The sequence below is a fragment of the Pseudodesulfovibrio halophilus DSM 5663 genome (assembly GCF_059568665.1).
Map to the genome: position 1 here is coordinate 28,304 of NZ_JCANTV010000008.1, position 15,033 is coordinate 43,336.

Here is a 15,033-nt window from a genome sequence, read left to right on the forward strand (position 1 = left end):
TGTCTAATGTTTTGCGCGTGGGCATGGTGGGGAAAACAAGGAGACAGAATATGAGCGAGAGTCAGGTGGAGCTGAAGGAAACCATCGGAGCGAGTTGGGCGCGGTATCGCGAGAGGATGCCCGAATTTGCGCAGGCGTATGACGCGATCGCCGCCGAAGCGTACGCCGGAGGCAGCATCAGCGCAAAGAACAAGCGGCTCATGGCGCTGTGCGCGGCGCTGATAAAGGGATGCCGTGCCTGCATTCTGTATCAGGCCGACAATGCCATCGAGCAGGGCGCCACGCTGGACGAGTTCCTCGAGACCATTGCCGTCGCCACTGCTCTGGGCGGCACAATGGGCGCGGCAGAGGCTACGCGGCTCATGCAGTTTTTGCAGGAGCGAGGCGTAGTGGACTAGCCGGGAGTGTCATATGCGTCCGCGAAAGACGGCGTCCTTCAAGGGCCGCCGTCTTTTTTTTGGTGACCGCTCAGCGGCCCTGCTCGCGGCGGGAGGCGACGGACTCCCCGGCAATCCCCCAGCTGTCGGTCTCCACTTCATCGATGATTACGAAGGTGGTTTCCGGGTTTTTGCCCAGTACGTCCCTGAGCAGTTCCGTGACGCCGTGGATGAGTTTTTCCTTCTGCTGCGCCGTGGCGCCCTCGCGCGTGATGCGGATGTTCACATAGGGCATGGAAGCCTGCCTTTTGCACTGTAGGTGGTTCTCGTCATGAGAAGGGGCAAAGGTATTTCATATAATAATGGTCACCATACGAAAAACCATACCACCATGGAACCATGTTTGCTCTTCCGTCCGTCACAAAACCGCTTTCTGAAAACAGGGACTGCACTATGCGCCCTTGACAAAATGCGAAGGCTGATTGATCAATCAACAAATTTTTCGGGGTTACTCATAGGTGAATTGACCGCATTTTGGTCCAAATCTATTTGTTGATTGAAATAATTGATTAATTTCTGATTCGAGTATTACGGGCAGATGTTCACAAAGTGGTTTGCCACGATGGACGGGGCGTGGTATTTGGCCGTAAGTTTTCAAGATGAGGTGAGAGCTTGTGAAAATTGCTCTTTTTATAAGAGATTCACGGGCTGTTCGAGTCGGCTGTCCCGGCCGATTCGATGAGGTGAGGAAAATCGGCCCGGCAGCCGGGCCTGGAGGAGCATATGACTGATACTAACGGCTGGAATTGGGAACCCGGCAGGAAAACCGTGCAGAACCTCTCGGAGATCAGCGAAGACGTTCGCTGGACTGAAGAGTGGCACGCCAGCCCCGACGGCGAGACCGTTGCGTGCGTGGCCTGTACGGACGATGCCGAGTTCAGCTTCGTCGTCAACGGCGAAGTGCTGGAAGACAGGTTTGAAAAGGCGATCTGTCCCAAGTTCACCCCCGACGGCAGCCTGGCCGCGCTGGTCTCTCTGGATATGGAGTGGACCGTAGCCGTCGACGGAAAACCGTGGGAGGAGACCTACGGGTTCTTGTGGGACATGCAGTTCGGTGGCGGCAAGCTCGCCGTGGCCGTGCAGCAGGACATGAAGTACGGCATGATCGTCGACGGAAAACCGTGGGATCAACTTTTTGAAAACGCGAACCAGTACAACCTGAGTCCGTGCGGAACGCGTTCGGCCGCTGCGGTTCAGGCGGAATCCATGGGGCCGGCCGACATCTTCGGCTTTCAGGAGGGCATCTTCTCCCTGGCCGTGGACGGAAAGCTCTGGGACCTTCGCGCCATGAACGTCTACACTCCGGTGTTCAGCGCGGACGCCTCGAGCGTGGCCTGTCAGACCCGCAAGTCCCTTTACGACTACACCATCGCGGTGGACGGCAAGTTCTGGAGCAAGGACTTTGCCTGCGTCTGGGAACCCTGCTTCAACCCGGCGGACAAGAGCGTCGTGGCGCCCGTGCGCGTCAGCGGACGCTGGGGCATGGCCCGCAACGCCGAACTCATCTGGGAGCCGCGTTTCTCCCAGCTCTGGCAGCAGCAGTTCAGCCCGGACGGATCCACCCTGTGGGCCATCTGCGCCACCGACTTCGGCAAGTTCACCGTATGTCGCGACGCAAAGCCCTGGGACTGCACCTTTGGTGCGGTGGTCGATCTCTCCGTGAGCAATGACGGGCGCCGCGCAGCGGCTCTGGGTCACAACCGCGACAGCGGCTACAGCGTTATCGTGGACGGAACCACCTGGTCCGGTGACTACGACATGGCATGGAAGCCGGTGTTCAGCCCCGACGGGTCCTCCGTGGCCGCCAAGGTCAAGAAGGACGGGCGCTACAACATCGTGCTTGACGGCAAGCCCTACAGCGAAGACTTCGACATGGTCTTCGAACCCGTGTTCAGCCCCGAGGGCGACAAGGTTCTGGTCAAGGGCATCCGAAACGGAGCTTACGAGCGCATCGTCGCGACCGTGAGCGACTTCCGCAAGGAGGCATAGCCACCATGTTCAACGAAATATACGAATTCGTGACCGGTCCCTTCGCCTGGTTCGGCTGGGGCGTGTTCATCCTCGGCTCCATATGGAAGCTGACAAGCCTCTGGAGCCTTGCCCGCAAGAAGGACCAGACCTCCATTCATTACGTGAAACCGAAGTTCGCCCTGCGCTCCATCGCGCACTGGCTGACTCCGTTCGGCACCCTCGGTTGGCGCGAGAACCCCGCCGTCACCGTGGTGACCTTCGTATTCCACATCTGTCTGGTGCTGGTTCCCATCTTCCTGTCGGCCCACGTCATCCTCTGGGAGGAGTGGTTCGGCGTCAGCATCCCGGCACTGCCCAACATGGTGGCAGACATCATGACCGTTCTGGTGATCCTCTGCGGCGCCTTCTTCGCATGGCGTCGTCTGAGCGTTCCCGAAGTGGCCTTCGTCACCGAGGCCAAGGACTGGTGGGTGCTCGGCGTGGTCGTCGCTCCGTTCGTGACCGGCTTCCTGGCCTACCACCAGCTCTTCAACTACGAGGTCATGATCGTGCTGCACGTGGTCACGGGCATCGCCTGGCTGGCCCTCATCCCCTTCAGCCGCCTGAGCCACATGCTGGTTTCCTGGTACTCCCGCGCCTACATCGGTTCCGAGTTCCAGGGCGTCCGCCACTGTAAGGACTGGTAGAGGGAAAGGAGAATTAGCGACATGAAGAAACCAGTTTTCGACAGAAAAATCGAGGACATCGGGCTGAAGACCGGAGCCGGTAAGCTCACGCCCGAGAAGATACAGAAGACCATTCAGGCCGTGCTCGAAGGCGAGACCGGCGCCAAGCTGAAGGTCTACCACGAAACCTGCGTGCGCTGCGGCCTGTGCGCCAAGGCCTGCCACTTCTACGTCTCCCATGACGGCGACCCGACCTACTCCCCGGTGGGCAAGGTCGTGCAGACCATGACCGAGATGATCGACAAGAAGGGCAAGGTCGATGCGGACTTCATCTACCGCGCCGCGCAGATCGCCTATACCGAATGCAACCTGTGCCGCCGCTGCGTGCACTACTGTCCGCTGGGCATCGACACCGCGTACATCATGTCCACGGTGCGCCGCATCTGCCACAAGCTCGGCGTTACCCCGCAGTACATTCAGGACACCGCGCACTCCCATTCCGCCACCATGAACCAGATGTGGGTCAAGGACGACGAATGGGTGGACTCCCTGCTCTGGCAGGAGGAAGAGGCCCGCGACGAGTTCCCGGATATTCGCATCCCGCTGGACAAGGACGGCGCGGACATCATGTACTCGGTCATCGGACCCGAGCCCAAGTTCCGCACGCACCTGATCTATCAGGCCGCCGCCATCATGCACGAGGCCGGTGTCGACTGGACCATGCCCACCCTGCACGGCTGGGACAACTCGGACATGGCCATGTTCTCCGGCGACTTCGAAATGATGGGCCGCCTGAAGCGCGATCACTTCGAGTGCGCGCAGAAGCTCAAGGTCAAGCGCATCGTCATGGGCGAGTGCGGTCACGCCTTCCGCTCCGTGTACGACCAGGGCAACCGCTGGCTCGGCTGGGCCGACTACCCGGTTGAAGTGGTTCACGCCGTGGAATTCTACGCAGAGCTGCTGCGCTCCGGCAAGATCAAGATGGCCCGCAAGATTCCCGGTCCCGTGACCATTCAGGACCCCTGCAACATCATCCGCGGCCGCGGCCTGATGGAAGAACTGCGCTACGTGGTTCACGAGATTGCGGAAGAGGTCATCGAAATGACGCCCAACCTCGAGCACAACTTCTGTTGTGCGGCCGGCGGCGGCGTCATCAACTGCGGTCCTCCGTTCAAGAACGTCCGCGTCAAGGGCAACAAGGCCAAGGCCGATCAGCTCAAGGGCGCCAAGGAACAGGGCGCCGACATCTGCATCGCCCCGTGCCATAACTGCCACGGCGGTCTCGAGGACATCATTCACGGATACGACCTCGGCATGGAGCTGAAGTTCATCGGCGACATCATCTACGCCAACATGGTCAAGACCAAGGCTGTCGAGGAATAAGGAGGAGCGCCATGAAAAAGATCGTACCCGCATTGCTTGCAGCCGCGCTCGTGCTGGTGTTCTTTCTGCCCGCCATGGGGCAGGAGGACATCGTGGAACTGAGCGACCCGACGTTTACCGACAACAAGCGTCCGGCCGCCGTGTTCAATCACAACGAGCATAACGAGATGGCCGAGATATACGACTGCACCCCCTGCCACCACGAAGGCATCGAGGAAGGCGAATTCATCCCGGGCGACCCGGAGATGGCCTGCGCCGACTGCCACTACGAGGACGCAGGGGAAGGGGAAACCCCGCTTCGCGAGGCGTACCATCAGATGTGCATCGACTGTCATACCGAAAAACAGGCCGGACCGGTTGCCTGTGGCCAGTGCCACGTGAACTAGCCGGGACGGTTTTCCGTCACCAATGATCGCGAGGCCGTCGGATTTTCCGGCGGCCTCGCTTTTTTGTGCTTTGATTCTAGTGCTTTGTTTTGATGTCGTCGTCTGTGGCATGGGTGTTGCTCAGTAGGAGGCGAAACGTCAAGGAACGGAGGAAGGAGTATGATCGAGCATGAATGCACCCTTTTCGAGCCGGAAGCGCACGTCCCGGCTCCGGTTCCGGAAATGCCCATCACCAGCGGTCAGGCACGCCGGATCCACAAGTTGCAGACCGAACTGGACGAGCTGTTCGCGGCACGTGCGGGCGGCAACATGAGCATCGGACAGCAGGAAAGGGTGGAGGCGATTTTCAACGAAATCGATGCGGTGTACGGTGGACGGGGGTAGTCCCGTGGCAGCGAAACACGCCTCACGCAAAAAAGGCCGCTTCCCTTTTGGGAGGCGGCCTTTTGGTTTTCGTATTGATGGCGGGCTAGAGCATGTCCTGCTCGACGCCGTGCTCATCGGCGAGCTTGAGCATGTCCCTGAGGATGCGCAGGGTTTCCTGCGCCTCTTCATAGTCGAGACGGCGCAGGGCGAAGCCCGCATGGACGATGATATAGTCGCCAAGCTCCACTTCTTCGTCGAGGAGCATGATGGAGGCCTGAATGGTGGCGTCACCTTCGCCGACGCGGCAGGTGGCCACCTGATCTTCGATGGACAGGATCTCAGCTGGGACTGCGAGGCACATAGACCTTCTCCGATGAGGGGTTGTCCGCTGCGCGGGGTGCGTAGGTGCCTCCCGCGGCGGTGATTTCCTTGAGAACCGCTTCGACCACCTCGGGCAGTCTCGCGGCCAGCGTGCCGGAAATCTCGGTGGACATGGTCTCATAGTCGTTCGGTTCCACACCGAGAAGGACCACTTCATCCGGCACCTGCCCTATCAGCTTACAATGGGCGAGCACGTCGAGCAAGTCCGTTTGGTGCATGGAGTTCTTGAAGGCCACGCTTTTGGAAAGTTCGGTGCCCAGCAGCCGGTGCAGGTCGCCCGGCTGTCCGTCGTTGAGCACGATGTCCGTGATGATCAGGTGGTCGGCCTCCATGATGGGGCCCATGAGCTTGTTGCCCAGCGTGCCGCCGTCCATGATCTCCACGTTTCCGGAAAACTCGTATCGCTGCTCCAGTTCTTCGGCCACACGGACGCCGAACCCCTCGTCGGTATAGAGGATGTTGCCCACGCCAAGAACCAGGATGCGTTTTTGTTCATTCGTCATTGTCACGCTCTAGAAGAAGGGGACCCGAAGGTCAACCTTCGAGTCCCCGTGTCTTTCGCTTGGAGCCTTGTTCCTACAGGACGCGGAACTTGGCCACGTTGCCGGTCTTGTTGTCGATGACGTGCACGCCGCAGGCGATGCAGGGGTCATAGGAGTGCACGGTGCGAAGGATTTCGACCGGGCGCTCGGGATCGGCGATCGGGGTATTGTCCATGAGGGCTTCTTCCAGCGGACCGGGCAGATCATTGTCGCAGCGAGGACCGATGTTCCAGGTGGAGGGAACCACGAGCTGGAAGTTGTCGATCTTCTTGTCCTTGATCTTGATCCAGTGGGAGAGGCCGCCGCGCGGGGCGTTGACGAAGCCGACGCCTTCCGCTTCCGCGGGCATGTCCCAGTCCTTGCAGATGTCCATCTTGCCGGCGGCCACGTTTGCCTTGAGGTCCTCGACCCATTCAGCGGTCTTGAGGGTGATGATGAGGCATTCGATGCCGCGGGCAGCGGTGCGGCCCAGAGTGGAGAACAGGGCTTCGGGGCCGACGCCGAGGGCGCCGAGCACGAAGTCCACGTACTTCACGAACTCGGGATGGCCGAGGCCGTAGTTCACCAGCGCGGTGGCCAGCGGGCCAACTTCGACGGACTTGTCCTCGTAGCGCGGGGCCTTCATCCAGGAGTAGCGCTGCGGGTCGTCCAGGCTGGTGTACATGGGATCGGTGACGCCTTCGTACGGATGCTTGGGAGTGTCTTCCTTGTACCAGGAGTGCTTGACGTGCTCCTCGATCTTGGACGGATCGAAATCCATGACGTTGCCGATCTTGCGATCGTAGATGACGCCCGGCTTGATGTAGCGGGAGTCGAGGTCGGCTTCGCCGCCCTGCGCGGGGAACTCGCCGAAGCTCATGAAGTTCGTGGTGCCGCCGATGGAGGCCCAGTCCTTGTAGAAGGAGGCCACGGTGAGCAGGTCGGGAATGTAGCATTCCACCACGAAGTTCTTCACTTCCTCGTAGATGTCGAGGAAGGTCTGGATGGTGTCTTCCTGCAGACCTTCGTAGCAGGTGACGCCGCCCATGACGGTGAACTGGGTGTGCGGGTTCTTGGCGCCGTAGACGGCCATCATGCGGGCAGCCTTGACCTGCAGGTGCAGGGCTTCCAGATAGTGGGCGGTACCGATCAGGTCGACCTCGGGGGTCAGCTTGTATGCGGGGTGTCCGCCGGGCTTCAGGAAGTAGGCGTTGTTGAAGATGCCGAGGCGGCCGGAATCGATGATTCCCTTGATGGTGTCCTTGACCTTCTGCAGGTCGGCGGGAGTGGTGACTCGGGAGGAGTCCTTGTTCACCATCTTGTAGTTGGCGTTGGCCATCTCCGCGGCGGTGTTGACGTCGGCGTTCAGGACGTTGGCGACGTTGACGAAGTCCAGAGCGTGCAGGTGATAGAAGTGCACGATGTGGTCGTGCATGAACTGGGAGGCCAGCACGAGATTGCGGATGATGGTGGCGTTGTGGGGCAGGACCTTGTCCACGCCCACGGCGTTGTCCACGCAGCGGATGGAACCCAGAGCGTGCACGTAGGTGCAGACGCCGCAGGAGCGCTGGGTGAAGTGCTGGGCGTCGCGGGGATCGCGGCCCTTGAGGATTATTTCGAGACCGCGGAACAGCTGGGAGCTGCTGCGGACGTCGACGATTTTACCATTGTCTACGACGGCTTCCACACGGAGATGGCCCTCGATTCTGGTTACCGGGTCAACGATGACCTTTTCACCATGAGCCATACCCGGGGCGCCTTTCGGAGTGCAACCGGACATATTTCAACCTCCTAAAAAGAAGATTTGTCTCTTAACGAAACCGGGCAACAGTGCCCAACTACCATTCGGTCAGATCGGCGTAGAGATCCTTGATCCCGCCCCAATCGGCGCCGTCCCAGAAGTCCGGCTGCGAGCAGCCGATGCAGGGGTGACCGGCCTGAACGGGCCAGTTGATCTGGTTGAACTTGATGGTCGGGCAGTTGTTGTAGGTCTCGGGACCGCGGCAGCCCACCTTGCGCAGGCACCAGCCCTTGCGGGCTTCCTCGGAGCCGAAGGATTCGGCGAATTCGCCCCAGTCGAAGTGACCCATGCGGGGACAGTTCTCGTGCACGGACTCGCCGAAGAAGGCCCAGGGACGGCCGATGTCGTCCAGCTCGGGGATTCCCTTGGTGAGGTAGTGCACGATGGTGCCGACCAGGTTGTAGGGGTTCGGCGGGCAGCCGGGCACGTTGATGACCGGTGCATCGGGGATGACCTTGTCCACGCCCTTGGTCTGGGTCGGGTTCGGCGCAGCGGCCTGAACGCCGCCGTAGGTGGCGCAGGTGCCGTAGGCGATGGTCGCCTGGGCGCCCTTGACGACCTTCTTGGTGGTCGCGAGCATGGTGTGCCCGGAGACCTTGCCGTGAGCGCCGGCTTCACCTTCCCAGCCGGTGACGGCGGTGGGGATGCCGCCTTCCACGACTGCCACGTATCCCTTGGGATCGTGCATGGTTTCCTCGAGACATTTCTCGGCCATTTCGCCGGCGGCGGCCATAATGGTCTCGTGGTAGTTGAGGGAAATGACATCCAGAATCAGGGTGTCAATGTAGGGTTCGACCGTCCGAAGAATGGACTCGGAACAGCCGGTGCACTCCGCGTTGTGCAGCCAGATGACATTGGGGCGCTTGTCATTGGTCAGGGCCTCGGCGACCTTCGGAGCGAAGGCCGGGCCCATGCCCATGACAGCAGCCACGGTTCCGCAGAACTTCATGAAGTCGCGACGCCCCACGCCGCGCTTTTCCAACCGTTCCACGGCACCGTTCTTGCCATGACCTACGGAAATTTTCATGGAACACCTCCGTACTATTGAGTTCAAGATTACGACCTGTCGAATTTGTCCGGATCGGACAAAAGTGGTCGTCCGCAACTCTAACCTGTATCCACCCATAGTGGCACTGTCTTTTCGTCCGTGCCATTATAGCCATACGTTTTCAAAAAATGCGCATAAGCATCTGAAAACTTTAGTTAACGATCTACGTAACTGCCTTTCAACACAAAATCAATAGGCTGTTAAAAAAAGATTTGCGCAGATGGGGGGCTATAGACGGCGCTGATACGAAATGTGCTTCGAAATAGGGGCCAGTGCCAGAGCTTGCGAAAGAGCGGGCGGGCATTTCGGGGCTTTTTCAGGACTCCGGAGCCTGCTATGATGCCCTGTGCAATCCGGCCGGGAGATTCGTTCGGGCCGAAGACAGATCAAAGGGGGAGCGCATGAGCGCCATACTTGAGCTCGCAATATTTCCAATGGACAAGACCGGCAGCGTCAGCGCCTATGTCGGCCGCGTGCTGGAGGTCGTCAAGCAGTCCGGCCTCGCCTACGAGACCAACTCCATGGGGACGTGCATCGAAGGGGAGGTCCCGGAGTTGATGTCTCTTTGCACGCGCTGCTTCGCGGTTCTCGAGCAGGACAGCGACCGGGTCTACGCCACCATGAAGGTGGACTGGCGCAAGGGGCGCGAAAACGGAATGCGCAGCAAACTGGAGAGCCTCGGAAAGACCGCGGGCCGGGATTAGTTCAGCGGGCCGGTTGCGGTCGGCGCGGCCGGCGACGCCCCGTTGCGCCGCAGCTGGTATTCGCGCTGCATGAACAGTCCTTCGCTCGGGAATATCCGTTTGGCGATCTGTACCGCATCCAGCGCCGCATGGCTCCGGCCGTTGTCCATCAGCATGTCTATCCAGAGGGAGTACCCTTCGTACAGGGCCTGGCGGGCCTGAATCGGCAGCGTGGCCGGATTCTTCCGGGCGGTCTCCGACATGGTCGAAAACACGGCATGGGCATGCCACGGCCTGTCGTTTTCGAGAAGCGAGCGCGCCGTGCCCGCCAGACTCGGCAGGTCATGGACCGTCGGAGTGGAAAACGCGATACGCCGGCGCTCTTCGAGCTGCATCGCTGTGCGCCGGAACGGGCCGCTCTCCGCGGCGGTGCGCAGCAGTTCGTCCATGATTGCTCTGGGCTGGTAGAAGAAATGACTGTTCTTCTGCCGCTCCATTTGCGCGAGCATGGCGTCGATGTCTCTCGCGGCAGCCTCGCGCTCGCCCTGCTGGAGGTGCGACCAAGCCTTGTACGCCAGCACCTGCGGCCCCAGATAGCATTGCCCGACCCGGGTGAAGCTGTGCAGGCATTTTTCCAGAACGCGTCTGCCGCGGCGGTGCTCTCCGCAGAGGACGAGGGTGGAGCCCAGAATGGTGTGCGCCAGCCGCAGGAAAAACCAGCCGCCGCATGAAGCGCGGATGGAACACGCCTTGCGGGCGTGGTCGAGAGCCTTTTCCCTCCTGTCGGACAGGGCGTGAACCAGTGCGAGGTACTGGTGACCCTGCGAGGCGATGTGCGGAATGTTGCTGTAGACGGGATGCTCCAGCAGGTGCGTCGCCTTGGCCAGTACACCCGCCAGATCGCCGACAGCGAACAGGACGTCTGCATCCCATATCTCCAGAAAGCCCCCAAGGTGCGACTGCTCGAACATGCCCGCATACAGGGACGTGCTCTCGCGCTTGCAGCTTTCATAGGCGCGAAAGTCTCCCTTCATGAGCAGGCTGTTCATATGCATTATGTGCATGGTCATCTTGGCGGAATCCGTCATGGCCGGGGATTCGAGGTTCGGAAAGAGCGGTTCGAGGTGGTCCAGCGAGCGGTCGATGTCGCCGATGAGCGTGTGGTAGAGGACCTGAGCGTTCTTGATCTCCGGCGGCGGCGTGTCCATCCCGAGCTCGCGGGCGTGTGTCAGGGCGCGTTCGTTAAAGAGGGCCCACGTGTCGTGGTCTGCGGCGCAGTAGTTGAACCCAAGCAGCAGGGCGCAGTCGCAGAAGAGGGCGTCCGACGCCGAGATCCTCCCGTCCAGCCGTTCGTATAGCTCGCAGGCCCGAGGCAGCAGCTTGGCGCAGTGCCGCAGTTCGCCCGTGAAGAAAGTGTCGCACTGGATGGTCATGGCGATGGCCACCAGCTCGCCCAGATGGTCTCCCGTATCCCGGAACCGATGACGGGCCTCGGTCATGTGGCTCCTGGTCTGGTGCGGGGAGGTGATCATTTCGGTGCGGGCCTTCAACAGCCTGAGCCAGCCGTGGCCGCGCAGGAACTCTTCCGGACAGTCGGCGCAGACCTGCGCGATGGTGGCGAGATGGTTGGCGTTGACCAGTTCGAGCCCGTGCAGGCGGAACAGGTCGGCAAGCCCCTGCCAGTCCTCTGCGGCGGCAAGGCAGACCGCCGCGCGTTCGGGGAGGCCGCGTGTGGCGAAAAGCCAGGCCGCGTCACTGAGAAACGTGTTGCGTTCGTCGTCGGTGAGGCTCTCGCGCGCCATGGCCCGCAGGGTGTCGCGAAAGAGGTGATGAAAGCGGTATACGAACCATCCGCAGCGCTCCGTCAGCCGCACGAAGAGGTTTCGGCGCGCCAGCCTTTCTGCCAACGCCGCGCCGCGCCCGAGGTTCAGGGCTTCGGCGAAGCCCGCCGGGAATTCGTCCGGGAGCGACATGAACATCAGCTCCCGCCACGCCTGACGGTCGGCATCTTCGAGGCAGGTCTTTTCGAAGTATCCCCGCAGGGCGTCCGGGGTCGGCTCCATGCGGTCGCCGCGAAGAGCGCTGCCGGAACCGAGGAGCAGCACCCCGGCGGTCCATCCGCCGGTGGCCACCAGAATGGAGGCGCATTCCTCGCTGCTGGGTTTTCTGCCGAGCACCCGTTCCTGAATCTGGGCGATTTCGGCTCCAGTGAGCGCCAGCACGTCGTCGTCGATGCTGATGGTCTCGTGAAAGCTGAACAGGGGGCTGTCGTCGAGCAGCAGCCGGACGCGCGTGAGCACGGCGAAGATCACGTTTCCGGGGGATGCGTCGATGAAGGCGCGCAGCAGGGCGAGGCTGGCGGGATGGTGCTGAAGGATATGCACGTCGTCGATGACGGCGAGAACGGGAGAGCCGCTCAGGGGGAACGCCCCGGCCAGCCCCTTGCTGACGGAGAGCACGCACTCGACCGGCGTCTGGCTGGATCGGGCCGCGGCCAGCACCGACGAGGCGTCGAAGCCGGGCAGGGCGGAAAAGGAGCTGCAGAGTTTTTCCAGAAGCCCGACATGGTCGGCGTCGGAGGGGGAGCAGTCGCACCAGCAGGTGCGGCCGTCGAATTCCTGTGAGAGTTGTTCGGCGAGGGTTGTCTTCCCCTGACCGGCCCGTGCCTGAATCAGGAGGATTCGGGCGGCGTCGCCGTCGGCGAGGCGGCAGTAGCTCAAGGCCTCATGCCGCCGGACCCATTTTTTCCCGGCGCCCGATGGTTCTGTGAAGTTCATGATGGTCCCCGTTCGTGAGGCTTGTCCCGTAAGCAAAGCTGTATCACACTGCCGGTATATCGCAAGGGCGGAGTGCTCCTTGGCGGCAAACGATCGTTTGACCGATTGCATGAGCCGGATATTTGTGTATGAAGCGGATGGACGCCGGCGGACGGAGCAGGCAGCACCGCCGCCGCGCCTATTTCTTTATCAAAGGAGACAGTAATGAGTTCACTCGCCATATTGTTCCCCGGTCAGGGCTCGCAGGAAAAAGGCATGGGCCGCGACGCGGCGGAAGCCGCCCCCGAAGCCATGGCCCTGTGGGAGCTTGCCGAAGCGGAATCCGGCCTGCCCCTGCGCACCATCTACTGGGAGGACGAAGACGCGGACATGTCCGACACCCGCGCCCTGCAGCCCGCGCTGACCGTGGTCAACATCTCCCTGTGGCTTGCGCTCAAGGACAAGCTCGCCCCCGCCTGCACCGCGGGACACAGTCTCGGCGAATATGCCTCCCTCGCGGCGGCGGGCGTGCTTAGCCCGGAAGACGCCGTGCGCGCCGTGACCCGGCGCGGCAGGCTCATGGCGGAGTCCGGCGGCGCAGGGCACGGCATGGCTGCCGTGCTCAAGACCCGCATGGAAGACGTCGAGGACATCGTGAAGCGCACGGTGGAGCAGACCGGCGCAGAGCTTCGCATCGCCAACTACAACTCTCCGGCTCAGTTCGTCATCTCCGGCGAGGCCGAGGCCCTTGAAGTCGCACAGGGTATGATCAAGGAGATCAAGGGCCGCGCAGTGCCCCTGCCGGTGTCCGGCGCGTTCCACAGCCCGCTCATTCAGGAAGCCGCCGACGAGTTCGCGCGTTTTCTGGACACCCTGCAATGGAACGCCCCCGCATTCCCCGTTTACCACAACGCCACCGCCTCGACCGAGAGCGACCCGGAGGCCATCCGGGAGATCATGAAGAAGCAGATGACCTCCTCCGTCCTCTGGATTCAGACCCTCGACGCCATGTGGGGCGACGGGCTGCGCGAGTTTGCGGAGGTCGGGCCCAAGGGCGTGCTGTTCAAGCTGCTCAAGCCCAACTTCAAGGACCGCGACGAGCCGTGGGAGGGCCGCAACATCGACTCGCTCGATGCCGTGTCCCGGGCGTAGCCTGAAAGAACACACAGGGCCGGAACCGTGGTTCCGGCCTTTTTTCTTGTTGCCCCGGCGGTTCTTCGGGTAAGGCTGAAGGCTGGAAGAGAAGAGAAAAAGCAAAAAGAAGGATAGTCACATGAGTCTCATTCTGAATCTTATCTGGTTCGTGCTCGGCGGCATCGTCATGGGCATCGGCTGGGTGCTGGCCGGGCTGCTGATGTTCATTTCCATAATAGGCATCCCCTGGGGCCGCGCCTGCTTTACCATCGCGGGCTTCTCGTTCTTTCCCTTCGGCAAGACCATCGTGAATCGCCGCGACCTCACCGGGCGCGAGGATCTCGGCACGAGCCCGGCGGGCTTCGTGGGCAACGTGATCTGGTTCATCGTCGCGGGGATCTGGCTGGCGGTGGGGCACGTGGCCTCGGCGCTGGCCTGCTTCGTGACCATCATCGGCATCCCCTTCGGCTGGCAGCATCTCAAGCTGGCGGCAATCTCGCTGGCCCCCATCGGCAAGAGCGTGGTGGATGTGCATGTGGCTGAAGAGGTCAACCGTCGCAAGGCCGAACGCTTCGTGGATTCGTCGAGGCGATAGCGGCGGAGGGCGGGGACTTTTCGTACGGTTTCCCTTGCCTCGGGATGTTTTCGTGTTTAGATTGTGTCCACATTGCGGCCCCTTCGGGCCCACGGGAAATCCGGAAACCATGCATTTTACGTATACGGAGGAAGTACAATGACTCCCAACAACTACGTCCAGCAGACCCGCGCCGCGCAGGGTGAGTTCGTCAACACCTTCATGCGGGGCGTTTACGGCTGGATGTGCGCCGGACTGGCGCTCACCGCCGGAATCGCCTTCCTGCTGACGCAGAATCAGGCCCTTCTGTCCCTTTTCTTCACTGTTGACCCGGCCACCGGCAACGTGGCGGGACTCTCCGTCCCGTACATCGCCATGATCGTGGCGGAACTGGGCATCGTGTTCTACCTGTCCGCCCGCGTGGCCAAGATGGCTCCGGGAACCGCCACCGGCCTGTTCCTGCTCTATGCGGGACTCAACGGCATCACCATCACGCCGATTCTGCTGGTGTACACCGGCGCGTCCGTGGCGCAGACATTCCTCGTCTGCGCGGGCATGTTCGGCTCCATGAGCGTCTACGGGCTGGTGACCAAGAAGGACCTGACCAGCTGGGGCAGCTTCCTGTTCATGGGCCTCATCGGGCTGGTGCTGGCCATGGTGGTCAACATGTTCCTGCAGAGCTCGGCCATGAGCTTCGTCATCTCCGGTGTCGGGGTCATCCTGTTCCTCGGCCTCACCGCTTATGACACGCAGTCCCTGAAGACCATGGGCGAAACCATGCCCAACGACGAAGCCGCCGTGCGCCGGGGGTCCATCATGGGCGCCCTGAGGCTGTACCTCGACTTCATCAACCTCTTCCTCATGCTGCTCCAGTTCTTCGGACAGCGCGAGTAACCCGATCCTGCGGGGGGCCTTCGGGCCCCCTTT

15 protein-coding genes and 1 pseudogene are annotated in these 15,033 nt (G+C 61.5%); 10 read left to right on the top strand and 6 right to left on the bottom strand.

Annotated elements, in window-relative coordinates:
• The first annotated feature begins 50 nt into the window (after positions 1–50).
• A complete protein-coding gene (locus tag BR24_RS02225; protein WP_496539882.1) occupies positions 51–398 on the top strand; it encodes a carboxymuconolactone decarboxylase family protein in 348 nt (115 codons plus the stop codon).
• Between the two features lie 70 nt (positions 399–468).
• On the opposite strand, the pseudogene BR24_RS02230 reads toward BR24_RS02225, so the two are convergent.
• A pseudogene (locus BR24_RS02230) lies at positions 469–699 on the bottom strand (2-hydroxymuconate tautomerase family protein); the annotation flags it as partial.
• A 461-nt stretch (positions 700–1,160) separates the two neighbouring features.
• Here BR24_RS02230 and tmcD point away from each other — a divergent pair.
• The 5 genes from tmcD to BR24_RS02255 all read left to right on the top strand — a co-directional run bounded on the left by tmcD (position 1,161) and on the right by BR24_RS02255 (position 5,226).
• Positions 1,161–2,426, top strand: coding sequence for an electron transfer complex subunit TmcD (gene tmcD / locus BR24_RS02235; RefSeq protein ID WP_496539883.1), 1,266 nt, complete (start codon positions 1,161–1,163; stop codon positions 2,424–2,426).
• A gap of 5 nt (positions 2,427–2,431) precedes the next feature.
• Positions 2,432–3,094, top strand: a complete 663-nt coding sequence (gene tmcC / locus BR24_RS02240; protein ID WP_496539884.1) for a TmcC family electron transfer complex membrane anchor subunit — start codon at positions 2,432–2,434, stop codon at positions 3,092–3,094.
• A gap of 21 nt (positions 3,095–3,115) precedes the next feature.
• Positions 3,116–4,456: an electron transfer complex ferredoxin TmcB gene (gene tmcB, locus BR24_RS02245; protein WP_496539885.1), complete on the top strand. Its 1,341-nt coding sequence runs from the start codon at positions 3,116–3,118 to the stop codon at positions 4,454–4,456.
• Between the two features lie 11 nt (positions 4,457–4,467).
• Positions 4,468–4,842 (top strand): acidic tetraheme cytochrome c3 TmcA, encoded by a 375-nt coding sequence (gene tmcA, locus BR24_RS02250; protein WP_496539886.1) that lies wholly within the window; start codon positions 4,468–4,470, stop codon positions 4,840–4,842.
• A gap of 159 nt (positions 4,843–5,001) precedes the next feature.
• Complete coding sequence (locus BR24_RS02255; protein ID WP_496539887.1) at positions 5,002–5,226, top strand: hypothetical protein; 225 nt, start codon at positions 5,002–5,004, stop codon at positions 5,224–5,226.
• Between the two features lie 85 nt (positions 5,227–5,311).
• On the opposite strand, the gene BR24_RS02260 is transcribed toward BR24_RS02255, so the two are convergent.
• From BR24_RS02260 to BR24_RS02275, 4 genes are all read right to left on the bottom strand, one after another.
• Complete coding sequence (locus tag BR24_RS02260) at positions 5,312–5,569, bottom strand: HypC/HybG/HupF family hydrogenase formation chaperone (protein WP_462966869.1); 258 nt, start codon at positions 5,567–5,569, stop codon at positions 5,312–5,314.
• Positions 5,547–6,092 (bottom strand): HyaD/HybD family hydrogenase maturation endopeptidase, encoded by a 546-nt coding sequence (locus tag BR24_RS02265; protein ID WP_496539888.1) that lies wholly within the window; start codon positions 6,090–6,092, stop codon positions 5,547–5,549. The genes BR24_RS02260 and BR24_RS02265 overlap by 23 nt, the downstream gene beginning before the upstream one ends.
• 73 nt (positions 6,093–6,165) lie before the next feature.
• Positions 6,166–7,890, bottom strand: a complete 1,725-nt coding sequence (locus BR24_RS02270) for a nickel-dependent hydrogenase large subunit (RefSeq protein WP_496539889.1) — start codon at positions 7,888–7,890, stop codon at positions 6,166–6,168.
• A 58-nt stretch (positions 7,891–7,948) separates the two neighbouring features.
• Positions 7,949–8,938, bottom strand: a complete 990-nt coding sequence (locus BR24_RS02275) for a hydrogenase small subunit (protein WP_496539890.1) — start codon at positions 8,936–8,938, stop codon at positions 7,949–7,951.
• Positions 8,939–9,360: 422 nt separating this feature from the next.
• On the opposite strand from BR24_RS02275, the gene BR24_RS02280 reads away from it, so the two are divergent.
• On the top strand, positions 9,361–9,663 hold the full coding sequence (locus tag BR24_RS02280; protein WP_496539891.1) for an MTH1187 family thiamine-binding protein: 303 nt from the start codon (positions 9,361–9,363) through the stop codon (positions 9,661–9,663).
• On the opposite strand, the gene BR24_RS02285 is transcribed toward BR24_RS02280, so the two are convergent.
• On the bottom strand, positions 9,660–12,419 hold the full coding sequence (locus BR24_RS02285; RefSeq protein WP_496539892.1) for a winged helix-turn-helix domain-containing protein: 2,760 nt from the start codon (positions 12,417–12,419) through the stop codon (positions 9,660–9,662). The genes BR24_RS02280 and BR24_RS02285 overlap by 4 nt on opposite strands.
• Positions 12,420–12,623: 204 nt before the next feature.
• Between BR24_RS02285 and BR24_RS02290 the strand changes: the two genes are divergently transcribed.
• From BR24_RS02290 to BR24_RS02300, 3 genes are all read left to right on the top strand, one after another.
• A complete protein-coding gene (locus BR24_RS02290; RefSeq protein WP_496539893.1) occupies positions 12,624–13,550 on the top strand; it encodes an ACP S-malonyltransferase in 927 nt (308 codons plus the stop codon).
• A 121-nt stretch (positions 13,551–13,671) separates the two neighbouring features.
• Complete coding sequence (locus BR24_RS02295; protein WP_496539894.1) at positions 13,672–14,127, top strand: YccF domain-containing protein; 456 nt, start codon at positions 13,672–13,674, stop codon at positions 14,125–14,127.
• A gap of 138 nt (positions 14,128–14,265) precedes the next feature.
• Positions 14,266–15,000, top strand: coding sequence for a Bax inhibitor-1/YccA family protein (locus BR24_RS02300; RefSeq protein ID WP_496539895.1), 735 nt, complete (start codon positions 14,266–14,268; stop codon positions 14,998–15,000).
• The last annotated feature ends 33 nt before the right edge of the window (positions 15,001–15,033 follow it).